The following is a 22,270-nucleotide window of genomic DNA, read 5'->3' as shown; positions in this document are numbered from 1 at the left end:
ATTCTTAACCATATTCGGCGCAGTCTCGCGCCATGAACGGGGCTAAGACATTGTTTATCGCGGCAAGCCTGCTTGCAGTTCCAGCGCAGGCCTGGGCGGAAGATGCGACGGGTTTTCGTTCCTACAGCGGGGATCGCGCAGCAAATTCGCAGGAGTTGCCGCCTTACCTGCAGTGCGTGCCTTATGCCCGGCAGCAATCGGGTGTCCAGATTTATGGCGATGCCCACAGCTGGTGGGACCAGGCTGCGGGCCGGTACGAGCGTGGGCATGAACCGCGGATCGGGGCGGTAATGCACTTTCCGCCGCATCGAAACATGCGGCTGGGCCATGTCGCCGCAGTCAGCCGCATTCTCGATTCCCGCCGCGTCCTGCTGAGGCATGCCAACTGGTCGCCGATCAACGGACGGCGCGGACAGATTGAAAACGATGTTCTGGCGGTGGATGTCTCGCCCGGTAACGACTGGTCCAGCGTGCGAGTCTGGTATGATCCGATACAGGATCTGGGGCGGACGGCTTGGCCCGTGTCGGGATTCATCTACGCGGACGGTGCGGCTCCTGCGGACAATACGAAGCTCGCCAGCGCGCCGACAGCGGAGCCGGTCCGCCGCGAAACTTCACCGGAATTCCGCAATGCTTTTGCCGATATCGCCACCGAAGCGCCTATCTCCAAGCGCGCTCGTTTCGCCAGGGCAGACCGTGTAAAATCTCCGGCTAAGCAGCACCGCGAGGCTCGTAGGCAAGCCGCACGGCCAGTTAAAGGCGATGCCGCTCCGACCGACAGGATTGCAGCGGCAATCGCACGCTACGAGTAGCCGAAGTGCTTAAGCGATCTTCCGGTTGACGGGCGCATCGTCGCCCAGATCTTCGTACCAGGCCTCGACCGGCCCGGTCAGGCGGATGGTCAGCGGATTGCCTTTCCGATCCACGCTCTTGCCGGCCTGAACGCGCACCCAACCCTCGGAAATGCAATATTCCTCGATGTCGCGGCGCTGGGTTCCCTTGAACCGGATGCCCACTCCGCGCTGCAGCTTTTCTGCATCGAAAGCCGGTGATCCCGGATTGACCGAGAGGTGATCGGGCGGAATGTCCGCAGCACCGGAAGGGGCGGGTGAGATGGTTTCGTCGCTCATGGCTCAGCCCGATAGAGCGGGCCTGCGCCATTCGCAAGCGCGCTCGTCACGGACTCCCTGGCCTTGATCAGTCCGGCGGCGGCACGAAATGCGGCGGCACGATCTCGTCGCCACCGCCCTGACCGGGTTCGTCGACGTCCTCGCGCTCGATCTCGATTTCTGACGGGCCGGTCGGCTCGATCACATCGCCGTCGTCCGGGAAGGTTTCGGGCGGCGTGTTGCCGGGGAAGTCGCTGTCCCCGTCGGCGCGGGGCAGCGTTGCCGCATCGCTCGCCCGCACGGCGGGGTCGATGGCCGGCGGAGTGGCTGGCGGGATCACCGGCGTCGTGTATTCGTCGCCGGCACGGGTGCGTCTTTCTTCGATGATCATCATGCGATCCTTTCCACAAGGGGAACGGCCCGGCGAGCCCTTGCGTTCCCTGTCGCCGGTTGCAGACATCGCCGCGCTTGCCCTTTTCCCCTTGTGCTTATACAGGCGGGCGCTTGCCGTGAGGCTCGCCCTTGCGCGGCTTCGTTCGGGTTGCGGGCGTGGCGGAATTGGTAGACGCGCTTGGTTTAGGTCCAAGTATCGCAAGATGTGGGGGTTCGAGTCCCTTCGCCCGCACCATTCCGCCGCCCGGCGCCGCCTGAATTGAGGCTGCGGGCAGGCGGAACGGACACGAAATTTTGAAAAACGCCAGATTCTTGAAAAGGCAGCAAATCGCATCATGCAGATCAATCAGACGAAGAACGAGGGGCTCAAGCGCGCCTATCAGCTGACCATTCCCGCCTCCGACATCGAGAAGCGTATCGATGCCGAAGTCGCGAAGGTCGCGCCGCAGGTGAAGATGCCGGGATTCCGCCCCGGCAAGGTGCCGGCCAACCTCGTCCGCAAGATGCATGGCGAACAAATCCACGCGCAGATCGTGAACGAAACGGTTCGCGAATCGGTCGACAGACTGATGAAGGATGAAAAGCTGCGTCCCGCGATGCAGCCGTCCATCAGCTTCGATGAAAGCTATGAAGAGGGCAAGGACGCCAAGCTCGACGTCGAACTGGAAGTGCTGCCCGACGTGCAGGCACCCGACACGGACGGTATCAAGCTGGAACGTCTGACGGTTCCCGTGACGGACGAACAGGTGGACGAGGCGCTGCAGAACATCGCCAGCCAGCAGAAGAGCTACAAGGACGCGGCCAAGACCAAGAAGGCTGGTGAGGGCGATCAGATCATCATCGACTTCACCGGCAGTATCGACGGTGTCGAATTCGAGGGCGGCAAGGCCGAAGGCGCGCCGCTGGTCATCGGTTCCGGCCAGTTCATCCCCGGTTTCGAAGAGCAGCTGACGGGCGTGAAGACCGGTGAGGAAAAGACGATTACCGTCAATTTCCCCGACGATTATCCGGCCGAGAACCTGAAGGGCAAGGAAGCCCAGTTCGCTATCAAGGTGCAGCAGGTGAAGGTCGAGCAGGAAACCAAGCTCGACGACGAATTCGCAAAGTCGCTGGGCCTCGAAGGCATCGACAAGCTGCGCGAATTGCTGCGCGGCCAGCTGGAGCAGGAAACCAATGGCCTGACCCGCACCCAGATGAAGCGCCAGCTGCTCGATCAGCTGGCATCGGGCCACGACTTCCCCGTGCCGCAGAGCATGGTCGAAGCCGAATTCGAACAGATCTGGAACCAGCTGCAGCAGGAAGCTGCCCGCGACGAAAATCCGGAACAGGCGATAAAGGAAGTGGAGTCCGAGAAGGACGATTACCGCTCCATCGCCGAACGCCGTGTCCGCCTGGGCCTCCTGCTGTCCGAAATCGGTCAGAAGAACGGTGTCGAGGTCAGCGGCCAGGAAATGAACATGCTGATCCAGCAGGCGGCTCAGCAATATCGCCAGGAAGATCGCCAGCGCTTTATGCAGTTGATCCAGTCCGAACCGATGGCCGCCGCGCAGCTGCGCGCGCCGCTATATGAAGACAAGGTCGTCGACTTCCTGTTCGACAAGGCGGAAATCACCGAACGCGATGTTACGCGCGAGGAACTGGAAGCCGCGATCGAAGCGGAAGATCAGACGGGCGAGGCAAAGCCAGCGGCGAAGAAGCCATCTGCGAAGAAGCCATCTGCGAAGAAGAAGGCTGCTTCGAAGAAGGATTCTTCCGACGAAGCTTCTTCAGACGAGGGTGCGAAGAAGGCCCCGGCGAAGAAGCCTGCCGCCAAGAAGGCCGCAGCTGACGCCGATGATGGTGACAAGCCCGTTGCCAAGAAGAAGGCACCGGTCAAGAAGGCTGCGACCTCCAAGGCTGCCGACGAAAAGGCCGGCGATGCCGAAGCCGCTGCAAAGAAGCCGGCCGCAAAGAAGGCACCAGCCAAGAAAGCTGCTCCGAAGAAGTAAGCTACAAGGTTAAAGAAACCCCGCCGGACCGTATGGTGCGGCGGGGTTTTTCATGCCTGAGGCGATGGGTGCCGTATCTCGAACGCCTTAACGCACGTGCTCCGCGAAGTCAGCCTTCGCTTATGTCGCCTTCCATCTGCTCTTCTGGTGGTTTCTTCCTGGTCGATGCCATCCTGGCCTGTGCCGCCGACCTGTTGTCAGCCGTCTTGTCGTCATCCTCACGATAAACATGCGCCCCTGCATCCTCGACATACTTCATGAAGCGCATGGTCGTCGTGCCATGGACGACGATCGAAACAAGTATGGCAAAGCTGACCGTACCCCAAAGGGTCATCATCCCTGGAAAGTCGCCGTGGTTCTGCGCATAGGCGAGATAGTAGATCGAGCCGAGACCTCTGACGCCCAGAAACGCCATGGCTGCCTTGCCCCGCCGCGGCAAGGGACTTCTGAATTCTCCTATCAGCCCGCCAAGAGGTCTGATTGCAAAGATCAGCAGCAGCCCCAACCCTGCCTGCGCCCAGGTCAATTCGTCCATGACCCCGCTTGCCAGCATGCCGCCAAAAGCGAGCAACATGGCCACGAGGATGACCTTCTCGATCTGTTCGATGAAATGGTGCAGCACCAGATGATAACTGCTGCGCGCCTCCCTCTGCCGGACGATCACTGCAGCGACGAACACGGCAAGAAAGCCATAACCATGGCAGAGTTCGGCAACCCCATAGGCCAGCAGCAGCGCACCGAAAACGATCGGCCCTTCGGATGTGGAGTATTCCTCCATGGATTTCTCCACATCCGGTGCATCGCTCCCGGCATAGCGCTTGAACACGAACCATCCGGCGGCCCAGCCGATCAGGTAACCGACGATGGTGCCCGCGCCCATCCTCCAGACCACGTCCTCGGCCAGCCACAACAGCGTCCAGCTGCCCAGAGTCGTCATCCCGATCGCGGCAATTGCCAAATGGATAAAAGGGAAGGCCAGACCATCGTTCAGTCCAGCCTCCGCAGTGAGATTGAATCGCAGATCGTGCCGCTTGTCCTTGCCCGGCGGACCGACCTGCACGCTTCGCGCAAGAACCGGGTCTGTCGGTGCCAACACGCCGCCGAGCAGGATCGCACTCGCCGGAGCAAGACTTAGTGCCCACCAGCCATACAGCGCGACCAGAAGAATGGTGATCGGCATCGTAACGCCGAGCAACGGCAGGATCTGCTTCCAGTTGGGCCAGGTAAGTGGCCGATCGATAGCAATGCCCGCTCCCATAAGGGACACGATGACGATGAATTCGGTGATGTATTCCAGCGCATAGATGTCCGTGGAATCGATCAGCGGATTGATGTTCGGCAAATCGAACGGAAGGGAAAACAGCGCCCAGCCAGCCGCAACATAGACGATGGGCAGGGACAGGATGTTGCTGCGAGAAAGCGCCTTCTCGATACCGACAGCGAACATCAGCCCGAGGCCGAGGATGACGAAAGATGCGATCCGTGGGTCCATCGACAGCGCTTAGGCGCTGCCTGTGGTACCGGCAAGAGAATGCAGCAAAGCCGCGAGTGCTGGGCGGTCTGGCGTTGGTCCCCACCGCTGAAAGCGAGGCACATGCAATTTCACGCTGCGCGCGCGTTCATGGCCGCGCCCGCCTTCAGGACCGCCGCATGCCGGATGCCGGCGCTGGGTTTATCGCTTACCGCGAGGTCGCTCGCCCGCGCCGGACCAAATGTGCACACCACTCAAACCGGCATATCATTGCCGGCATGGGCAAGGCTGGCAGCCGCCATCGGCAGTTCGCGCGCTTCCATGTTCCGGAACGAAGGTCTGATCGCTCATGCCGGATCGGGGTTAATGCCCTTGAACATCGCGCCGGCAACGCCGACATAGCGTTTCGACATCCAATCCACGAGGCAATACATGATCGATCTGTTCGGCAATTCTGGTGAAATTCACGGCACGCAGGGCCAGTTCACGCGCGATCCGGTTACCGGCGCGCTGGTCCCGATGGTCGTGGAACAGACAAGCCGTGGGGAACGCAGCTTCGACATCTTCAGCCGCTTGCTTCGTGAACGCATTGTTTTCGTCACCGGACAGGTGGAAGACGGCATGGCCTCGCTGATCACGGCGCAGCTGCTGTTCCTCGAGAGCGAGAATCCCTCGAAGCCGATTTCCATGTATATCAATTCGCCCGGCGGCGTCGTCACGGCGGGCATGGCGATCCATGACACCATGCAATACATCAAGCCGCGCGTCTCGACCGTCTGCATGGGGCAGGCAGCCTCGATGGGCAGCTTCCTGCTGGCCGCGGGCGAACCCGGTATGCGGATCGCATTGCCGAACGCCCGTATCATGGTTCACCAGCCCAGCGGCGGCGCGCGCGGCATGGCTTCCGACATCGAAATTCAAGCGCGCGAGATCCTGCGCATTCGCCAGCGGATGAACGATCTTTACGTGAAATATACCGGCAAGAGCCTGACGGAGATCGAAAAGGCGATGGACCGCGACACTTTCCTCGAGGCCGACGAAGCGATGAAGTTCGGGATCGTCGACAAGGTATTCGAGACGCGGCCCGAGAACGAAGGCACGCCGGAAGATAGCGACAATCCGACCGAAAAGGGTTCGGGCGGCGCGCCGGAATAGGGCAGGGCCGGGCCGGTAGGCGAAAGGTTTCACTTACCGGCTGCACCTGCCCTTCACCCTGGGGCAAGAGCAGTATGCTACAGCTATCGGTTGATAAATGAACTCCCGGCTATAGAGTCGGGCGAATCTGCCGCCGTGCGACATTCGGTGGCATTCGGGAAAACGGGACATGACCAAATTGAGCGGTACGGACTCCAAAAGCACACTTTACTGCAGTTTCTGCGGCAAGTCGCAGCATGAGGTGCGCAAGCTGATCGCGGGACCAACGGTGTTCATCTGCGACGAATGCGTGGAACTGTGCAACGATATCATTCGCGAGGAAACCAAGGCCGGGATCGCTGGCCGCAAGGAAGGTGACGTTCCGACGCCGCTCGACATCTTCACGACGCTGAACGACTACGTCATCGGTCAGGACCGGGCGAAGCGCGTGCTGTCGGTTGCGGTTCACAATCACTACAAGCGCCTCAAGCACGCCGGGAAGTCCGGCGATGTCGAACTGGCGAAGTCGAACATCCTGCTCGTCGGCCCCACAGGCTGCGGCAAGACGCTGCTGGCCCAGACGCTGGCGCGTACTTTCGACGTGCCGTTCACAATGGCCGATGCGACGACCCTTACCGAAGCCGGCTATGTCGGCGAGGATGTCGAGAACATCATCCTGAAGCTGCTGCAGGCCAGCGACTACAATGTCGACAAGGCGCAGCACGGCATCGTCTATATCGACGAGATCGACAAGATCACGCGCAAGGCAGAAAACCCCTCGATAACGCGCGATGTTTCGGGTGAAGGGGTTCAGCAGGCGCTGCTCAAGCTGATGGAAGGCACGACTGCCAGCGTACCGCCGCAGGGCGGGCGCAAGCATCCGCAGCAGGAATTCCTGCAGGTGGACACGACGAACATCCTGTTCATCTGCGGCGGTGCTTTTGCGGGGCTGGAAAAGATCATCGCGGATCGCCTGCAGAAGCGCTCCATCGGTTTCGGCGCTCATGTGGCCGACCCTGACAAGCGCCGCGTCGGCGAATTGCTGGAGAAGGCGGAGCCCGAAGATCTGCTGAAATTCGGCCTGATTCCCGAATTCGTCGGTCGCCTGCCGGTAATCGCCACGCTGCGCGATCTTGACGTGGCTGCGCTGGTCGAGATTCTCAGCGAACCCAAGAATGCGCTGGTCAAACAGTACGGCAAGCTGTTCGAGCTTGAAGATGTCGAATTGACGTTCACCGGCGATGCGCTCGAAACCATCGCGCAGAAGGCGATCCTGCGGAAGACGGGTGCGCGCGGACTGCGTTCCATCGTTGAAGGCATGTTGCTCGACACGATGTTCGACCTTCCTGACATGGAAGGCGTGACCGAGATCGTCATCGACAAGGACGTGGTCGAAGGCCGCAAGGATCCCGTGCGGGTCATGGGCGGCGAAAAGAACAAGGAACAGGCTGCCTGATCTCTCGGCGCCGCGCGGCAATTCCGCGCGGCGCACCTTTCCCAGCCGATGAGGTGCGTGCGTGAAGAAGCTGCTGATCGGCCTCAGTCTTCTGCTGGTACTTGCAGCCGGAGCCTGGTATTTCGCCTCGCCCGGCTATGCTGTCATGCAGTTGCGACAGGCTGCCGTCGAAGGCGATGCTGAAGCGCTTAGCGAAAGAGCGGATTTCAAGTCGATCCGCGAGGGCCTCAAGGCAGATGCCCGCTCCCAGGTGGAGGCGGAAGTCGCCTCGGGCCGAGGCGGCGCGCCTGCCAAGTTCGGCGCGTCTCTGGCGCTTGGTCTGATTGGCCCCGTGATCGACAGGCTGGTGACGCCGGAGAATGTCGCCACTCTGGTCAGGGAAGGGCGCGCTCTGAATGCCGGCGAGTTCGCTGGAACCCCGCAGACGCAGTTGCCGACTGCACCAGTAGATGAACGGCGCGATGAGGCGGAGGACTGGACTATCGAGCGGGATGGCTTTTCCCGCTTTCGGGCTTTTTCACCCGCCAATCCGAACGCTCCCGTCTTTATCTTTGAAAGAGACGGTCTGGGCTGGAATCTGACCCATATCGCCCTGCCCGGTGGCGATCTGCCGCTGGGCGCTGCCTAGCAGCCTTTCATCGCGCATTCGCGGCTCTGTTCGATCTGCAGCGTCGCATGGCCGATCCGGTGATGAGCCAGAAGCTCTCTGTTCGCTTGCCGCAGGAATTCGTCGCCCGGATGACCGCCCGGCATGACCAGATGCGCAGTCAGCGCCGTTTCCGTGGTGCTCATCGGCCAGATATGCAGGTCGTGAACTTCGCTGACTCCGTCGAGATGCGCGAGGAACTGGCGAACGCTCGCTTCTGAAATACCTTCAGGCACTGCAAGAAGCCCCATGCGAAGGCTGTCTTTCGCCAGCCCCCAGGTGCCCCATGCGATCACCGCTACGATGATCAGGCTCGTTACCGGGTCGATCCACGAGGCACCTGTCAGCAAGATGATCGCGCCCGCAATGACGACGCCCGCCGACACCAGCGCATCTGCAGCCATGTGCAGGAAGGCACCGCGAATGTTGATATCGTCCTTCCGGCCGCGCACGAACATGAGCGCGGTCGCGCTGTTGATGGCGATACCGATCCCTGCCACGACGATCATGGTCCATCCCTCCACCGGCGCCGGATCGGCAAGGCGATGCAGCGTTTCGTAGAGTATCGCGCCGATTGCCACCAGCAGCAGAGCGGCATTGCCGAGAGCGGCAAGGATCGTCGAGCTTTTGTAGCCATAGGTAAAGCGGGCGTTGGCGGGCTTCTTCGCCGCAATGCTGGCGCCCCACGCCAGCAGCAGGCTGAGCACGTCGGAGAGATTGTGGCCTGCATCGGCGACCAGAGCCATCGAACCCGAGATGAAGCCGTAAGTCGCTTCGATCACCACGAAAACGGAATTCAGCACCACTCCTACGGCGAAAGCCTGCCCGAAATCTGCCGGTGCATGGCTATGGCCCGCGCCGTGGCCTGCGTGATGCGAGTGATCGTGACCTGCCCCCATGAGCCTTACTCGTAGACGCAAGCGTCAAGCCCGTCACGCCTGACGGAGCCCATACGCGCGGCGATCGTATTGCCATAGCGGCGGGTAAATCCGCTCGGATCGACGACCGATCGTTCCTTGGGAAGCGGCAGCGCCGCCGCCATTCGGCTGGCTTCCGAAACCGAGAGGCGACTGGCGGAATGGTCGAAATAACGCTGCGCTCCGGCCTCCGCGCCATAGGTGCCAATGCCGGTTTCCGCCACGTTGAGATAGACTTCCATGATGCGCCGCTTGCCCCAGATCTGTTCGATCAGGAAGGTGAACCAGGCTTCCAGCCCTTTCCGCACATAGCCGCCGCCTTGCCAGAGGAAGACGTTTTTCGCAGTCTGCTGGCTGATGGTCGAGCCGCCACGGATCACGCCGCCTTTTTCCTTCGCCTGCAGATTGCGCTGGAACGCCTGCTCAATGGCTTCGCGATCGAATCCGTCGTGGCTGCAGAACTTCCCGTCCTCCGCCGCGATGACCGCCGAAACCAGATTGCGGTCAATGGAAGCGAGCGGTTCCCAATCCCTGGTCACGCTGTTCTCGTCCATCGCCATCGTCGCGGTGAAGGGCACCGGCACGAAGCGGAACAGGATCACCAGCAACAGGCTGATGCCAATGAAGCCGACGATCAGCGAGACAAGGGTTTTCAGGATGCAGCCCATCCGCCCTTGTTAGCGTGAACGTTCCGCCAGGCAAGGGCCGCCGGGCGGGACGAATGAAAACGGCGGCGGCTGCAACCAGCCACCGCCGTCAAGTTTTCAGCAGATGTGCCCGGTAGGTTTACGCCGCTGTAGGCATCAACCTGTCACCGGCGATCCGTTGCATCGCCTTCTGCAGTTTCTCGAACGCGCGCACCTCGATCTGGCGGATACGTTCACGGCTTACATCGTAAACCTTCGACAGTTCCTCCAGCGTCTGCGGATTCTCCGTAAGGCGGCGTTCGGTCAGGATGTGCTTTTCACGGTCGTTCAGGCTGTCCATTGCTTCGAGCAGCATGTCGTGCCGCACCTCGGCTTCCTCAGCCTCCGCGACAACCGAGTCCTGCAACGGACGGTCGTCGGTCAGCCAATCCTGCCACTGGCCGGCGCCTTCCTCATCCCCGCGCATCGAGACGTTGAGCGACGAATCGCCCCCCATCATCATGCGGCGGTTCATGTTGATGACTTCCTGTTCAGGCACGCCCAGATCGGTGGCGATCTTCGTCACGTCATCGGGATGAAGATCGCTGTCCTCATAGGCTTCCAGCTGCTTCTTCATGCGGCGCAGGTTGAAGAACAGCTTCTTCTGCGCGGCCGTGGTGCCCATTTTGACAAGGCTCCAGCTGCGCAGGATGAATTCCTGCATGCTCGCCTTGATCCACCACATGGCATAGGTCGCCAGGCGAAATCCCCGGTCGGGTTCGAATTTCTTCACGCCCTGCATAAGGCCGACATTGCCTTCCGAAATCAGGTCGGAAACAGGCAGGCCGTAGCCGCGATAACCCATGGCGATCTTGGACACCAGCCGCAGATGGCTCGTCACCAATTGCGCTGCGGCCTCCGGGTCCTCATGCTCGGCGTAACGTTTCGCGAGCATATATTCCTGTTCGGCCGTCAGGATCGGAAATTTCTTTATTTCAGACAGATAGCGGTTGAGGCTTTGTTCGCCGCTCAACGCAGGTACTGTCAAAGACTTCTTCTCGCTCACTTCTTTCCTTACCTTTCAGCTTGCCGGACTTATCGGTACCGGCTCATGCGCCCCACTTGCCCGGTGCGCCCGCACATCGGGCGGGCCGGGCGAAGACGGGATTTCCTAGAGATCTCCGCCTCGGGATTATTGTTATCCTAGACGATTCCGGCGAACCTTGCAGCGCGTTTCCTCGATTTCAACGAGCGGTTTCCTCGATAAGTTCCTGCATATCCGCCGGTATCTCGGCGTGGAATGCCACGCGCTCACCCGTCGCCGGATGAACGAAACCGAGGGTCGCGGCATGCAGGGCCTGGCGGGCAAAGCCTGTTTCCTTCAACAGCGCCCGCAGCGGCGCAGGGGTTCGTCCATAGACAGGGTCTCCTATTAGCGAATGACCTATTGACGCAAGGTGAACTCTGACCTGGTGCGTTCGCCCGGTCTCCAGTCGGCATTCAATCAGCGCGCAATGCGACAGGCGCTGCACCGTCGAAAAATGCGTAACCGCGCGCTTCCCCCGGCTGGATGCGTCATCCAGCACCGCCATTTTTTTGCGGTTCCGATCGGATCGGCCGATCAGCGTCTCGATCGTGCCCGCAGCCGGCATGGGGTGCCCGCCGCAGATCGCGCGATAGGTGCGGGTGATCGAATGATCAGCGAATTGCGCTGCCAGGCCTTCATGCGCGCGGGCGCTTTTCGCGACGACCAGAAGCCCGGACGTGTCCTTGTCGATGCGGTGGACGATGCCGGGCCGGGCAACGCCGCCGATGCCGGACAAGCCGCCACCCTCGCCGCAATGATGCAGCAGTGCATTGACCAGCGTGCCGTCAGGATTTCCCGCCGCCGGGTGGACGACCATGCCCGCGGGTTTGTTGACGACGACCAGGTCGGAATCCTCGAAGACAATGTCGAGGTCGATGGCTTGCGGGAGTGCGGCAGCCGCGCTTGGAGCGGGGACGTCGATGGCGTATTCCTCGCCTTTCGCCGCCTTGGCCGAAGGGGAAGCGGCAGGCGCTCCGCCAAGCTTCACGCATCCGGCGGCCAGCAGCGCCTTCACCCGCTCGCGCGAAAGGCCGGACGCCTCGGCAAGCACCTTGTCGAGCCTGCCGCTGCTACGCAATGTGCCGGTGATGATTTCGCCCGAATCCATGCTAGAGCGATGGGCAATGATTGTCGAACTCTCAAGTGCTGTCTTTGCAGATATGTGCGATCACGCCGCCTTGTCGCATCCGGAGGAAGCATGCGGCCTGCTGCTGGGCACCGGGTTCCGCATCGTGGAGTATGCGCCTGCCGCGAATGTGCACCCTCAGCCGCGCACACATTTCGAAATCGACCCCATTGCGCTGATTGCCGCCCACAAGGCTGCGCGCGCAAGGGGCACGGCGATTGTCGGTTACTTTCATTCCCACCCGCAAGGCCCTGCGCGACCCTCCGCAACCGACAGCGCCATGGCCGCACATGACGGAGCTGTCTGGGCGATCTGGGGAGAGGGCGGCATCAATTTCTGGAAGGACGAGGCAGATGGCTTCGCTGCGCTTCCCTATCGCCTGTCCGATGGTTAAGGGTTGCTCGCACACCTGCACGAACATTCCACGGACCAGCCCTGCCAATGAACGATAATGCTTCCACCGAACTTGCCTCCCTACTGTGTTCGCGCTTGTGCCACGATCTTCTCAGCCCCGTGGGTGCGCTGAGCAACGGTCTGGAATTGCTGGCGGACGAAACCGACCCCGAGATGCGCCAGCGCTGTTTCGAACTTCTGGAACAGAGCGCGAGGATCAGCGCGGACAAGCTGCGCTTCTTCCGTCTGGCTTTCGGGGCCGCAGGCGGCTTCGGCGAGATGGTGCCGGTGGAGGAGCCCCGGCAGTTGATCGAGGCGCTGGTCGGCGATGCGAAACGGATCGAGATCAATTGGGCGCTCGCCACCAGCGAATTGCCGAAAGGTGCGGTGAAGGTCTTGCTGAACCTTGCGCAGGTGGCGCTCGACTCTCTTGTACGTGGCGGCACCCTGGACATCGGCGCGGAAAACCGCCCCGGTGAAGCCGTGGAGATCGTGGTGCGCGCCGCCGGACCGAAGATCGCATTTGACGAAGTGATCGGGAACACGCTGGAGGGCCGGATGCCTGAAGGCGGACTGACGAGCCGGACCGCAGCCGCCCGGATGGTTGCGCTTGTCGCCAAGCAGGCGGGCGGCGGGCTGCAGTTCCATCGCGGCGAGGGCACTCTCGTCCTCGGTGCCGTATTGCCGCAGGCCTGATGCAGATGGACGAACTGGTCCACCGCCTGGAACCTTCGCCCAATTTCAACGACCGCGACCTGCCGGTCTCCATGGTGGTGATCCACTATACCGAGATGACGGATAAGGAAGTCGCGCTGGAGCGCCTCTGCGACCCGGAGAGTGGTGTCAGCGCACATTACCTCATCGGCAGCGATGGCGAAGTCGTGCAAATGGTGGACGAGGACAAGCGCGCCTGGCACGCGGGCGTCGCCTATTGGCGTGGGCACAAGGACGTGAACAGCGCCTCCATCGGGATCGAACTCGACCATCCCGGGCACAAATTCGGCTATACCGAATTTCCCCGCGTCCAGATCGATGCGCTGGTTCCGCTGCTGTCGCGGATGATGAAGACGCATGACATCCCCCGCGCCAATATCGTCGGCCATTCCGACGTAGCGCCGATGCGCAAGATAGATCCGGGCGAATTCTTCCCGTGGAACCGGCTGGCGGAATATGGGCTAGCGCTGCCGACACCAGACGCGAAGCTGGGCGATCCTTTCCCCAATGACGGGGCGTTCTATCTCGCGCTCGAACGCTATGGGTACGACATAACCAACGGTCATGCCGCGGTGCGATCCTTCCAGCGGCGCTGGCGTCCGCACAAGATCGACGGCGAGATCGATGGCGAAATTCGCGCGATCCTTTTTCAGCTGCTGCTGGACAGGGACCGCGGGAACGCTAGATAGGCGATGTGCCAGGGGGCTGGGCAGTCGCGTCGCTGGGAACAGCGCCGAGGAAAGTCCGGGCTCCACGAAACGAGGGTGGCGGGTAACGCCCGCCGGGTGAGGGCCGCGAGCAATCGCGTTCCGAAGCCCAGGGAAAGTGCCACAGAGAGCAGACCGCCCCGCCATTCGCATCGCGGATGAAGGGGCAAGGGTGAAAGGGTGCGGTAAGAGCGCACCGCGCGCGCCGGTAACGGCGGCGGCATGGTAAACCCCACCCGGAGCAAGACCGAATAGGGGCGGCGCGCCTTGGGTTTGCGCCTGAGGCTGGCATGTTTCGTGCCGACCGCCCGGGTTGGTCGCTGGAGCCATGCGGCAACGCATGGCGTAGATGAATGGCTGCCCTTGCAGGGCCGGTGCACCTCGGTGCATACCGCCTGCAAGACAGAACCCGGCTTACAGGCCCCCTGGCACAGCTTCAGGCCTGGACTCGTTGCGAAGGAACAGGCCCGCCATGACTCATCAACCGAGAAGCGCCGCGCAGCGGATAGCGATCATACTGGCCGTCATCTTCCAGATCGGGGCGACCTTCCTGCCGCAGTTCGGCATCGGCGCAGAAATCGGCAGTCGGTCCGATGAGACGCGAACGCTCATTACGCCGATTGGCTGGGCATTCGCCATCTGGGGGCCGCTGTTCTTCGGCAGCGCCATCTTCGCGCTATGGCAGGCCATCCCGGCAATGCGCCGCAACGCGCTGCTGGACCGCATCGGCTGGCCGGCTGCCCTGGCGTTCACCGGAAACGGAGCTTGGGCCGTTTATACGCAATTGGCCGATCTTACCGTCCTGTCGGCAATCATCATCGCCGCAACCCTTGTCTGCCTGTTGATCATCTTACGCGAGTTCACGAAATTCGGCAGGCCGTTCACAACGGCGGAGCGGTGGGTTGCGGTACTGCCGCTGAGCGCATTGGCAGCATGGCTGACGGCGGCAACGATCGTGAATATTTCCGCCACTCTGCAGTTTCACCAGGTCTTCGGTTCGGAAGAATGGCCAGTGCTTGCCGCAGGCATCGTGCTGATCGGCGGGATCATCGCCGCTGCTGCCACGGCCCGCAGCAAGGGAAATCCCTATTATGCCGCAACATTCCTGTGGGCACTGCTGGGCATTTTCATGGCGGGCGGGCAAGTGGCAACGATCATCGCCGCTTCCTGCATTCTCGCCGCCTTGTTCGTCATTCTGGTCACGCTTATGAAACTGCGCATACCTAAATACCGTCGCCGCTGGTTCGGCTAGGCGCTTGCGGTACTGCGACCGGACCTGAACCTTCGCTCCGTCCATCGTTCAGTTTCGTGGCACCGGCGAAGGCACAGATTGCGGGCATGAAACTGATGATCCGCTATTCGCTCGCTCTGGCAGCTTTCGGCACAGTGGCCGCGCCCATCGTCACTGGTCCGGCACTGGCCGAACCCGCTCCCGGAGCATCGGCCTGGGAAATCGGCCCGATCATCGGGCGGCGCAACTATTCGGTAAACATGCCGCTGCGCCCGACGCCGACCCGTGACGGGTTCGCGTTCGACTTTCCCGGGCCGGAGCGTGCGGATGGGCATGTTCACTACGTCACCTTCGATCCCGGATCCCTGGATGGCGCCAGGAAAATTCGCTTCACCTACCGGATCGACGCAGCGCCGGGTGTGCGGTTCGTGCCGCAGGAAGCGCCGACACGGCACGCCACGATCGCGCTCTTCTTTCAGCGCCGGGGAGATAATTGGCGAGCCAAGGGCAAGTATGAACATTACCGCTGGTTCGCGCCCCGCGACAGCTTGCAGGATATTCGGCCTGGCACGCACACCATGACGGTCAGCCTTGACGACGAATGGATATCGGTGCTGGCCCGTCCGCGCAGCGAAAGGCCCGAAACCTTCCGCGAGGCCTTGAGGGAAGCCGGGCGGGTCGGCTTCGTACTCGGTTCGAGGGGCGGGTACGGCCATGGCGTCTTCGCCACCGGACCAGCCCGTCTGACCGTCACCGGATTCGAGATCCTGTGACGGCGAGGGCACCTGCCACCTGGAGAGCGTTTTAGCCCCGGCCGACGCTGTAGTAGGTAAAGCCAGCAGTCTGCATTGCCTGCGGCGAATAGATGTTGCGCAAATCGACCATTATCGGCGACCGGAGCAAATTCTTCACCCGGTTCAGGTCTAGTGCGCGGAACGCATCCCATTCGGTGACCAGAACGACCGCGTCGGCTCCGTCGATAGCGGAGTAGGGGCTGCTGGCCATTTCGACTCCGGGCATCAGGGGGCGCGCCAGCTCCATTCCTTCAGGATCGTATGCGGTGACCTCTACCCCAGCATCGTTCAACGTCTGCGCCACGGCGATTGCGGGTGAATCGCGCATGTCGTCCGTGTTGGGTTTGAAAGTCAGGCCCAGCAGCGCGACTTTCTTGCCACGCGCAGCGTCCTCGCCGCCCAGCGCATCGACGACCTTGCGGCCCATCGCCCGCTTGCGACTCTCGTTCACTTTCACCACCGCTTCGACGATGCGCGACGGGCTGCCAGCATCCTCGGCCGTTTTCAGCAGCGCCAGCGTATCCTTGGGGAAGCAGGATCCGCCATAGCCCGGGCCTGCATGCAGGAACTTCGGCCCGATCCGCCCATCCGTTCCGATGCCGCGTGAGACATCCTGCACATCCGCGCCGACCTTCTCACAAAGATCGGCCATTTCATTGATGAAGGTGATCTTGGTCGCAAGGAATGCGTTTGCGGCATATTTGATCAGTTCCGCACTGCGGCGGCTGGTGAACAGGATCGGGGATTCATTGAGGAACAAAGGACGGTAGATCTCGCGCATGACTTCGCGCCCGAACTCGTCATCGGTTCCGATCACGATCCGGTCGGGCCTCTTGAAATCCTCGATGGCCGCGCCCTCGCGCAGAAATTCCGGGTTGGAAACGACGGCGACCCGGTGGCCCCTCTCGCTCGAGGCGCCGCTTTCAGCGATAATTCTTTCCACCGCGTCGCCAGTGCCCACGGGAACGGTGGATTTGGTGACCACGACCGTATCGTTGGTGAGATTGGCGCCGATCTCCTCGGCAACACCGTGAACGTAAGACAGATCGGCATGGCCATCGCCCCCGCGGCTGGGTGTACCGACCGCGATGAAAACGGCGTCCGCACCTTCGATACCTTCGGCAAGGCTGGTGGTGAATGACAGCCGGCCCGCAGTGACATTGGCTGCGACCAGCGCGGCGAGGCCGAGTTCGTAGATGGGCATTACGCCCTGGTGCAGGCGATCGATCTTCGTCTGGTCCTTGTCGATGCAGACGACCTCGTGACCGAAATCCGCGAAACATGCCCCCGAGACCAGGCCTACGTAGCCTGAGCCTACCATCGCGATCTTCATTAACGAGAACTCCTGCTTTCGATCCGAATGTCACCGTCTTCTTCGACAGCCTGGATATAGCGGCGGCTTGTTCCCTCCAGAACCAGCGCCGTCAAGCGGCCGGTACGATAGGCGCCCGTGTCGAGCCCGATACGGTTGCTGCGCTCATCGACATCCTCGCTGATCGAATGTCCGTGCACGACCATGTGAGGATGGGCTGCCCCATGGCGCAGGAACCGTTCCCGAATCCATAACATGTCGCGCCGCTTCTGTTCCTCCAGCGGAAGGGCGGGATCGATGCCGGCATGAACGAACAGATAATCGCCCGCGACCAGATATTCGTCGAACCCGGCCAGAAAATCCCGATCCTCGGGCGGAACGGCGGCTATCATCATGTCCTGAAGATCGTGCAGTTCGGCATTGTTGTACCGCATCCGGTCGACGCCGTAGCTAAGGATCGTTTCGCGCCCGCCGTGCTTCAGGAAATGGCGAAGGACATCCTCGTCCTCGAAGCTTTGAAGAAACATCTCCTCGTGATTGCCGGCAAGCAGGCGAACTTTGCGGCGATGCTGCAACTCCCGGGCGAGCCTTATGACCCCGGCGCTGTCGGGTCCGCGGTCGACCAGGTCGCCCAGCAGGACAATGGTCGTTTCCGCTTCGCCAGATGCCGCATCGTCGGCTTCGATGGCGTCGACCAGTTGCGAGAACAGGTCGTGGCGACCGTGAATGTCCCCGACAACGTAGAAGCGCTCGCCTTCGGGAACGGCATGGGAAGGTGCGGCGCGGCGGCCGCGAAACATCTGGCGAAGGGGTTCGATCATCTAACTTGGTTCATTTCCTGGGGGCGCTTATGCGAGGAGGACGCATGGGGCAATCCGTCGTGGGATGCGAATAGAACACGCTATCTGGCCTGACCCTTAATATGCGTGAGATCGCCTTCTGGTGCCAAGATCGCTCAATTCCCTCCTGATTTTCGCACATGCGCAATAAGTCTTGTGCAACGCAGCAACTATGGGCATGATTGTTGCGCATCCGGACATGGCCGTCCATTCGAACGAGGTGGCCGCCGAAAAGCAGGTGGGACGAAAGCGACACTTACCAAGAGGAAAAATGTCATGCTCACGTCCAGAACGACTTTCGCCGCGCTAGGTGCTGCGGGTATTTTCGCCTTGTGCGGTCCTGCTTCGGCGCAAGAGGCGCAGGACAAGAACGTGCCGCTCTCGACCGGCAACGATCTGACCGCCCCGCCATCCGGAATAGAATTGTCCGGCAATGTCGCCATCGTCAGCGACTATCGCTTTCGCGGGGTTTCACTGTCGGGCGGCGATCCGGCGATTCAGGGCGGCATCGACCTTGCGCATCAAAGCGGTTTCTACGCCGGCACCTGGGCCTCCAGCATCGACGGTGGGGATGCTTTCGGCGAAATGGAACTCGACCTGTACGCAGGATACAACACCGGCATCGGCAACGGCCTCACCCTCGATGCCGGCCTGCTCTATTACGTCTATCCGACGGGCGACGACGGTTCGCAAACGGACTATTTCGAACCCTATGCATCCATCGGCTTTCTGATCGGCCCGGCAGAGGCAAAGGCCGGGGTCGCCTATGCCTGGGAGCAGGATTCCCTCGGCGGCAGCGACAACCTTTATCTTTATACCGACGCATCTGTCGGCATCCCGACGACGCCGGTGACCGTTACGGCTCATCTCGGCTATACCGACGGAGCGCTCGCGCCTGCCTTGCTGGCCGGCGGCACTGACGGTTCAGGCTTCGACTATTCGGTCGGAGCAACTGCGGTGGTGCTCGGCGGCATGGAACTGGGCCTCGCCTATGTCGGAGTCGACGGCCCATCGATCGATGGCCTCACCGATGACACAATTGTCGCATCGGTGGGCTTCAGCTTCTGAAATCTTCGGCCTTGGCAGTTGCCATGGCGGGGTCTGCGCGACAAATGGTGCGGACCCCGTTTCTTGCGCAAGGCTGTTTCACGCATGATTAAATTTCTCCACACGATGATCCGCGTTTCCGATCCCGATGCGGCGATTGCATTCTTTCGCCTGATCGGCCTTGAGGAAGTGCGGCGCTTCGATGTCGAAGCGGGGCGCTTCACGCTGATCTTCCTCGCTGCTCCCGGGCAGGAAGGAGTGGCAGAGCTGGAACTGACCTATAATTGGCCACCCGAGGATGGCAGCGCGCCCGAAGAGTTCAGTGGCGGCCGCAATTTCGGCCATCTCGCCTACCGCGTCGAAAATGTATACGACACCTGCCAGCGGCTGATGGATGCAGGCGTCACGATCAATCGCCCGCCTCGTGATGGGCACATGGCCTTCGTGCGTTCGCCCGACGGCATTTCGGTCGAATTGCTGCAGGACGGCAATCTGCCTCCGCAGGAACCCTGGGCCAGCATGGAGAATTCCGGCACCTGGTGATCTTTCACGCGGCTGTCGTTTGCGAATTCCGGCCTCTATTCATGGTTAATTTCCTGCCGCCAGAAGTCCTCATTCGCGTTGCATGGCGCGGACCTATTCGATAGGCGACGTCGGGCAGAAGGTGGCCTGTGGGCCAGGGGGCGCAAGTGTCGTTGTTGGGATTCGCGCCATGGGAATGGCTCGCGCTGGTAGAGCACGAATTGCTGCTGTTTGCCGGGTTCTTCTTCCTGCTCGGCGCACTTGACGAATTCGCTGTCGACCTGATCTGGATCTGGCTCAAGCTGACGGGCAGAGCGAAAGTAGCACGCCTTGCTGAAGAGAAAGCTTCGTCCCCGCTGCTTGGCCGTGCGGCGGTGTTCATTCCCGCTTGGCAGGAAGAACGGGTGATCGGCACCACCGTTGCCCATGCACTGGCTGTTTGGCCGCAGCAGGACTGGCGGCTTTACATCGGGTGTTATCGCAACGACTCAGCAACGGCCGAGGCGGCCAGGTTCGCTTCCCGAGGCGATCCGCGCCTGCATATCGTCACTCTCGATAGCGACGGGCCGAGCACGAAGGCCGATTGCCTTAACTGGCTCTATCGCGCGATGGAGCAGGACGAGGCGCGGTCCGGCAAGGCGTTCCAGATGGTGGTGCTGCACGATGCCGAGGACATGGTCGATCCCGCAGCGCTGACTGTCCTGGATGCTGCGATCTGCGGGTCAGATCACTCATCCCGAGCAGACTTCGTGCAACTCCCGGTCCTGCCGATGCCGCAGCCCGGATCGCCGTGGATATCCGGCCACTATTGCGAAGAATTCGCCGAGGCGCATGGCAAGGGCCTTGTGGTGCGCGACGCCATCTCCGCCGGGATTCCAGCCGCGGGAGTGGGCTGTGCGAATTCGCGGCAGATCCTGGCGCAAATGGCGGCAATGCAGAGTTCTCAACTACCTTTTGCGGCCGATTGCCTGACCGAGGATTACGAACTCGGTCTCAACGTCACTGCTCTCGGCGCAAGAGGACGTTTTCTGCGGCTCCGCCACAGCGACGGAAGACTGGTCGCCACGCGAGCGTTTTTTCCCGCCCGGATCGATCAGTCCGTGCGCCAGAAGACCCGCTGGGTACATGGTATTGCCTTGCAAAGCTGGGATCGGCTCGGCTGGTCCAGCCGGGGAGGGCGAAGCGGACTGGCGGAGATCTGGATGCGTCTGCGCGACCGCCGCGGTCCACTGACGGCACTTGTGCTGGCTTTGGCCTATCTGTTGCTTGCCCTCGCCGCGCTCGGCTGGGGTGCGGCGCAAATGGGTTATGCAGTGGCCTGGCCTCTCTCGCCTGCCATGGAAGCGCTGCTGATCGCGAATTTTGTCGGCTTCGGCTGGCGCATTCTCTGGCGCTTCGCCTTCAAGTTGCGCGAATATGGACCAGGTCAGGCAGTAATGGCGATATTCCGCATCCCTGTCGCCAATATCATCGCGATCATGGCCGGCAGGCGCGCCGTCATGGCCTATCTGCAGACCCTCCGCGGGAAAGCGATTTTCTGGGACAAGACTTCGCATGACGCGCATTCGGTCTGGATCGCCAGCCGAAAGGCGACGCAGCGACGATCAGGCGCGCTGTGAACAAGTCGGCCACGCAGATGGCGAGGCGCTGGCGCGGCGAGCCGATCGTCATGCTGGTGCTGCTGCTTGCAGTCTAGGCAGGTGCGCGCAGCATCTTGTGGGATAATCCTTTCGCAATGCCCAAACTGCCGGCCGGTTGGCTTCTGCCAAAGTCGCACCTGTCCGGCCTCGCTCCTGCGGCGGAAGAACCGTCTGAATGGCGGATTGCCGATGATGTGAAGCGAGATGGCGCGACAATGGTGACCGCCAGGAGTCAGCTTATCTACCCGGTATCAAGGCTTGACTCCGTCCAGAGTGAAACCGCCAGCAAGCTGTTCATGCTGGAGGGCGTGGGAACAGGCGGCGGGCCGGTACAGATGGGTGCCTTCCCAGCAGCACCCTTCCCGGCAGCGCCAGTCCTGCCTCCTGCCATGCCCTTTCACCGGGAGCCGGCTAAAGCAGCGCCAGGAGGTAGTTCATGGACGGGTGACGCATGGGTATTCCTGCGGCCCGAAGCGATGAACAGGGCCGATGCGAGTGGGGCGCTGGTGACATATGGCGCCAGTCAGGCGGGGGCAGTGCTGCGATACCGCTTGTCCAGGCAGTCTCGATTTGCGCCGACCGCCTTTATTCGCGCCAGCAGCAGCCTGGCTGGCACCAGGCAGGCCGAATTGGCTCTCGGTGTCTCGGCACGACCAGTGCAAAGGCTGCCGGTCACGATCCATGCGGAAGTGCGCGCCAGCGAGATTGCCGGTGAAACAGAACTGCGGCCTTCCATTTTTGCCGTGGCGGCTCCCCCTGCCGTGGAACTTCCCGCGCGTATGCAAGGACGGTTCTATGCACAAGCGGGATATGTCGGAGGCTCCTTCGCAACTGCTTTCGTCGACGGGCAGGCGAAGATCGACCGTGAGATCATCCGCCTTGGTCCAGAGGCAAGCCAGGCTTCTTCCGGACAGCCGCCTCGCCTGCGCGCGGGTGTCGGTGCATGGGGCGGGGCGCAAAGCGGTGCAGCCAGAGCGGATATCGGCCCGACAGTCTCGGCACAGTTCGACATCGGGCGATTGCCTGTCACCGCCGCGGCGGATTACCGCTTTCGCATTTCTGGCGAGGCGCAGCCCGCCTCAGGCGCGGCGTTGACGCTGTCGACGAATTTCTGACTG

At 61.6% G+C, this 22,270-nt stretch carries 23 protein-coding genes, 1 tRNA gene and 1 other RNA gene; 16 read left to right on the top strand and 9 right to left on the bottom strand.

Annotation, left to right across the window (positions count from 1 at the left end; genetic code table 11):
- The first annotated feature begins 32 nt into the window (after positions 1–32).
- Entirely contained in the window at positions 33–812 is a 780-nt protein-coding gene (locus tag G7A66_RS04185; RefSeq protein ID WP_174294445.1) for a CHAP domain-containing protein, read from the top strand.
- A 9-nt stretch (positions 813–821) separates the two neighbouring features.
- Here the strand turns inward: G7A66_RS04185 and G7A66_RS04180 are convergent, their stop codons facing one another.
- Together G7A66_RS04180 and G7A66_RS04175 are read right to left on the bottom strand one after the other, a co-directional pair.
- Positions 822–1,130, bottom strand: coding sequence for a DUF3297 family protein (locus tag G7A66_RS04180; RefSeq protein ID WP_174294444.1), 309 nt, complete (start codon positions 1,128–1,130; stop codon positions 822–824).
- A 67-nt stretch (positions 1,131–1,197) separates the two neighbouring features.
- On the bottom strand, positions 1,198–1,569 hold the full coding sequence (locus G7A66_RS04175) for a hypothetical protein (RefSeq protein WP_174294443.1): 372 nt from the start codon (positions 1,567–1,569) through the stop codon (positions 1,198–1,200).
- Between the two features lie 83 nt (positions 1,570–1,652).
- Between G7A66_RS04175 and G7A66_RS04170 the strand changes: the two genes are divergently transcribed.
- Positions 1,653–1,737, top strand: a tRNA-Leu gene (locus G7A66_RS04170).
- 100 nt (positions 1,738–1,837) lie between these two features.
- Positions 1,838–3,490, top strand: a complete 1,653-nt coding sequence (gene tig / locus G7A66_RS04165) for a trigger factor (protein ID WP_174294442.1) — start codon at positions 1,838–1,840, stop codon at positions 3,488–3,490.
- 109 nt (positions 3,491–3,599) lie between these two features.
- Here tig and G7A66_RS04160 read toward each other — a convergent pair whose 3' ends face one another.
- On the bottom strand, positions 3,600–4,982 hold the full coding sequence (locus G7A66_RS04160; protein ID WP_174294441.1) for a cation:proton antiporter: 1,383 nt from the start codon (positions 4,980–4,982) through the stop codon (positions 3,600–3,602).
- Positions 4,983–5,393: 411 nt separating this feature from the next.
- Between G7A66_RS04160 and G7A66_RS04155 the strand changes: the two genes are divergently transcribed.
- The 3 genes from G7A66_RS04155 (at position 5,394) to G7A66_RS04145 (ending at position 8,179) form a co-directional block, all read left to right on the top strand.
- Entirely contained in the window at positions 5,394–6,116 is a 723-nt protein-coding gene (locus G7A66_RS04155) for an ATP-dependent Clp protease proteolytic subunit (protein ID WP_174294440.1), read from the top strand.
- Between the two features lie 169 nt (positions 6,117–6,285).
- The gene (clpX, locus tag G7A66_RS04150) at positions 6,286–7,551 is read left to right on the top strand and encodes an ATP-dependent Clp protease ATP-binding subunit ClpX (protein ID WP_174294439.1); all 1,266 of its coding nucleotides are present in this window, start codon (positions 6,286–6,288) and stop codon (positions 7,549–7,551) included.
- A 61-nt stretch (positions 7,552–7,612) separates the two neighbouring features.
- On the top strand, positions 7,613–8,179 hold the full coding sequence (locus tag G7A66_RS04145) for a DUF2939 domain-containing protein (protein ID WP_174294438.1): 567 nt from the start codon (positions 7,613–7,615) through the stop codon (positions 8,177–8,179).
- Here G7A66_RS04145 and G7A66_RS04140 read toward each other — a convergent pair.
- The 4 genes from G7A66_RS04140 to G7A66_RS04125 all read right to left on the bottom strand — a co-directional run bounded on the left by G7A66_RS04140 (position 8,176) and on the right by G7A66_RS04125 (position 11,935).
- Positions 8,176–9,096: a cation diffusion facilitator family transporter gene (locus G7A66_RS04140; protein WP_174294437.1), complete on the bottom strand. Its 921-nt coding sequence runs from the start codon at positions 9,094–9,096 to the stop codon at positions 8,176–8,178. The two genes, G7A66_RS04145 and G7A66_RS04140, sit on opposite strands and share 4 nt — an antisense overlap.
- 5 nt (positions 9,097–9,101) lie before the next feature.
- Positions 9,102–9,782 carry a monofunctional biosynthetic peptidoglycan transglycosylase gene (gene mtgA / locus G7A66_RS04135; protein WP_174294436.1) on the bottom strand — a complete coding sequence of 227 codons (681 nt, stop codon included), beginning with the start codon at positions 9,780–9,782 and terminating at the stop codon, positions 9,102–9,104.
- Positions 9,783–9,900: 118 nt separating this feature from the next.
- Complete coding sequence (gene rpoH / locus G7A66_RS04130; protein WP_174294435.1) at positions 9,901–10,806, bottom strand: RNA polymerase sigma factor RpoH; 906 nt, start codon at positions 10,804–10,806, stop codon at positions 9,901–9,903.
- Between the two features lie 178 nt (positions 10,807–10,984).
- The gene (locus tag G7A66_RS04125) at positions 10,985–11,935 is read right to left on the bottom strand and encodes an RluA family pseudouridine synthase (RefSeq protein WP_174294434.1); all 951 of its coding nucleotides are present in this window, start codon (positions 11,933–11,935) and stop codon (positions 10,985–10,987) included.
- 16 nt (positions 11,936–11,951) lie between these two features.
- On the opposite strand from G7A66_RS04125, the gene G7A66_RS04120 reads away from it, so the two are divergent.
- The 6 genes from G7A66_RS04120 (at position 11,952) to G7A66_RS04095 (ending at position 15,771) form a co-directional block, all read left to right on the top strand.
- A complete protein-coding gene (locus tag G7A66_RS04120; protein WP_174294433.1) occupies positions 11,952–12,347 on the top strand; it encodes a Mov34/MPN/PAD-1 family protein in 396 nt (131 codons plus the stop codon).
- Between the two features lie 47 nt (positions 12,348–12,394).
- The gene (locus G7A66_RS04115; protein WP_174294432.1) at positions 12,395–13,042 is read left to right on the top strand and encodes a histidine phosphotransferase family protein; all 648 of its coding nucleotides are present in this window, start codon (positions 12,395–12,397) and stop codon (positions 13,040–13,042) included.
- 5 nt (positions 13,043–13,047) lie between these two features.
- On the top strand, positions 13,048–13,749 hold the full coding sequence (locus tag G7A66_RS04110; protein WP_174294484.1) for an N-acetylmuramoyl-L-alanine amidase: 702 nt from the start codon (positions 13,048–13,050) through the stop codon (positions 13,747–13,749).
- Between the two features lie 8 nt (positions 13,750–13,757).
- Positions 13,758–14,200, top strand: an RNA gene (gene rnpB, locus G7A66_RS04105) — RNase P RNA component class A.
- A gap of 39 nt (positions 14,201–14,239) precedes the next feature.
- Positions 14,240–15,019 carry a hypothetical protein gene (locus G7A66_RS04100; protein WP_174294431.1) on the top strand — a complete coding sequence of 260 codons (780 nt, stop codon included), beginning with the start codon at positions 14,240–14,242 and terminating at the stop codon, positions 15,017–15,019.
- Between the two features lie 86 nt (positions 15,020–15,105).
- On the top strand, positions 15,106–15,771 hold the full coding sequence (locus G7A66_RS04095; protein ID WP_232366623.1) for a hypothetical protein: 666 nt from the start codon (positions 15,106–15,108) through the stop codon (positions 15,769–15,771).
- 31 nt (positions 15,772–15,802) lie between these two features.
- Here the strand turns inward: G7A66_RS04095 and G7A66_RS04090 are convergent, their stop codons facing one another.
- Positions 15,803–17,125 (bottom strand): UDP-glucose dehydrogenase family protein, encoded by a 1,323-nt coding sequence (locus tag G7A66_RS04090; protein WP_174294430.1) that lies wholly within the window; start codon positions 17,123–17,125, stop codon positions 15,803–15,805.
- Positions 17,125–17,925, bottom strand: coding sequence for a metallophosphoesterase family protein (locus G7A66_RS04085; protein ID WP_174294429.1), 801 nt, complete (start codon positions 17,923–17,925; stop codon positions 17,125–17,127). The genes G7A66_RS04090 and G7A66_RS04085 overlap by 1 nt, the downstream gene beginning before the upstream one ends.
- Positions 17,926–18,219: 294 nt before the next feature.
- Here G7A66_RS04085 and G7A66_RS04080 point away from each other — a divergent pair, with 294 nt between their 5' ends.
- The 4 genes from G7A66_RS04080 (at position 18,220) to G7A66_RS04065 (ending at position 22,267) form a co-directional block, all read left to right on the top strand.
- Positions 18,220–19,011 (top strand): TorF family putative porin, encoded by a 792-nt coding sequence (locus tag G7A66_RS04080; RefSeq protein WP_174294428.1) that lies wholly within the window; start codon positions 18,220–18,222, stop codon positions 19,009–19,011.
- Positions 19,012–19,095: 84 nt separating this feature from the next.
- Positions 19,096–19,533, top strand: a complete 438-nt coding sequence (locus tag G7A66_RS04075; RefSeq protein ID WP_174294427.1) for a VOC family protein — start codon at positions 19,096–19,098, stop codon at positions 19,531–19,533.
- A 146-nt stretch (positions 19,534–19,679) separates the two neighbouring features.
- The gene (locus G7A66_RS04070) at positions 19,680–21,131 is read left to right on the top strand and encodes a glycosyl transferase family protein (protein ID WP_332310484.1); all 1,452 of its coding nucleotides are present in this window, start codon (positions 19,680–19,682) and stop codon (positions 21,129–21,131) included.
- Positions 21,132–21,247: 116 nt separating this feature from the next.
- Positions 21,248–22,267 carry a hypothetical protein gene (locus G7A66_RS04065; protein ID WP_174294426.1) on the top strand — a complete coding sequence of 340 codons (1,020 nt, stop codon included), beginning with the start codon at positions 21,248–21,250 and terminating at the stop codon, positions 22,265–22,267.
- Positions 22,268–22,270: the final 3 nt, after the last annotated feature.

It is taken from the genome of Alteripontixanthobacter muriae (assembly GCF_013336795.1).
Classification (GTDB): domain Bacteria; phylum Pseudomonadota; class Alphaproteobacteria; order Sphingomonadales; family Sphingomonadaceae; genus Pseudopontixanthobacter; species Pseudopontixanthobacter muriae.
The sequence above is the reverse complement of the archived record's forward strand: the minus strand, read 5'-3'. Positions and strand labels throughout refer to the sequence as shown.

Coding starts and splice junctions, on each gene's coding strand:
- G7A66_RS04185 (WP_174294445.1), top strand. CDS start 33: ATGAACGGGGCTAAGACATTGTTTATCGCGGCAAGCCTGCTTGCAGTT.
- G7A66_RS04180 (WP_174294444.1), bottom strand. CDS start 1,130: ATGAGCGACGAAACCATCTCACCCGCCCCTTCCGGTGCTGCGGACATT.
- G7A66_RS04175 (WP_174294443.1), bottom strand. CDS start 1,569: ATGTCTGCAACCGGCGACAGGGAACGCAAGGGCTCGCCGGGCCGTTCC.
- tig (WP_174294442.1), top strand. CDS start 1,838: ATGCAGATCAATCAGACGAAGAACGAGGGGCTCAAGCGCGCCTATCAG.
- G7A66_RS04160 (WP_174294441.1), bottom strand. CDS start 4,982: ATGGACCCACGGATCGCATCTTTCGTCATCCTCGGCCTCGGGCTGATG.
- G7A66_RS04155 (WP_174294440.1), top strand. CDS start 5,394: ATGATCGATCTGTTCGGCAATTCTGGTGAAATTCACGGCACGCAGGGC.
- clpX (WP_174294439.1), top strand. CDS start 6,286: ATGACCAAATTGAGCGGTACGGACTCCAAAAGCACACTTTACTGCAGT.
- G7A66_RS04140 (WP_174294437.1), bottom strand. CDS start 9,096: ATGGGGGCAGGTCACGATCACTCGCATCACGCAGGCCACGGCGCGGGC.
- mtgA (WP_174294436.1), bottom strand. CDS start 9,782: ATGGGCTGCATCCTGAAAACCCTTGTCTCGCTGATCGTCGGCTTCATT.
- G7A66_RS04125 (WP_174294434.1), bottom strand. CDS start 11,935: ATGGATTCGGGCGAAATCATCACCGGCACATTGCGTAGCAGCGGCAGG.
- G7A66_RS04120 (WP_174294433.1), top strand. CDS start 11,952: ATGATTGTCGAACTCTCAAGTGCTGTCTTTGCAGATATGTGCGATCAC.
- G7A66_RS04115 (WP_174294432.1), top strand. CDS start 12,395: ATGAACGATAATGCTTCCACCGAACTTGCCTCCCTACTGTGTTCGCGC.
- G7A66_RS04110 (WP_174294484.1), top strand. CDS start 13,048: ATGGACGAACTGGTCCACCGCCTGGAACCTTCGCCCAATTTCAACGAC.
- G7A66_RS04100 (WP_174294431.1), top strand. CDS start 14,240: ATGACTCATCAACCGAGAAGCGCCGCGCAGCGGATAGCGATCATACTG.
- G7A66_RS04095 (WP_232366623.1), top strand. CDS start 15,106: ATGAAACTGATGATCCGCTATTCGCTCGCTCTGGCAGCTTTCGGCACA.
- G7A66_RS04090 (WP_174294430.1), bottom strand. CDS start 17,125: ATGAAGATCGCGATGGTAGGCTCAGGCTACGTAGGCCTGGTCTCGGGG.
- G7A66_RS04085 (WP_174294429.1), bottom strand. CDS start 17,925: ATGATCGAACCCCTTCGCCAGATGTTTCGCGGCCGCCGCGCCGCACCT.
- G7A66_RS04080 (WP_174294428.1), top strand. CDS start 18,220: ATGCTCACGTCCAGAACGACTTTCGCCGCGCTAGGTGCTGCGGGTATT.
- G7A66_RS04075 (WP_174294427.1), top strand. CDS start 19,096: ATGATTAAATTTCTCCACACGATGATCCGCGTTTCCGATCCCGATGCG.
- G7A66_RS04065 (WP_174294426.1), top strand. CDS start 21,248: ATGCCCAAACTGCCGGCCGGTTGGCTTCTGCCAAAGTCGCACCTGTCC.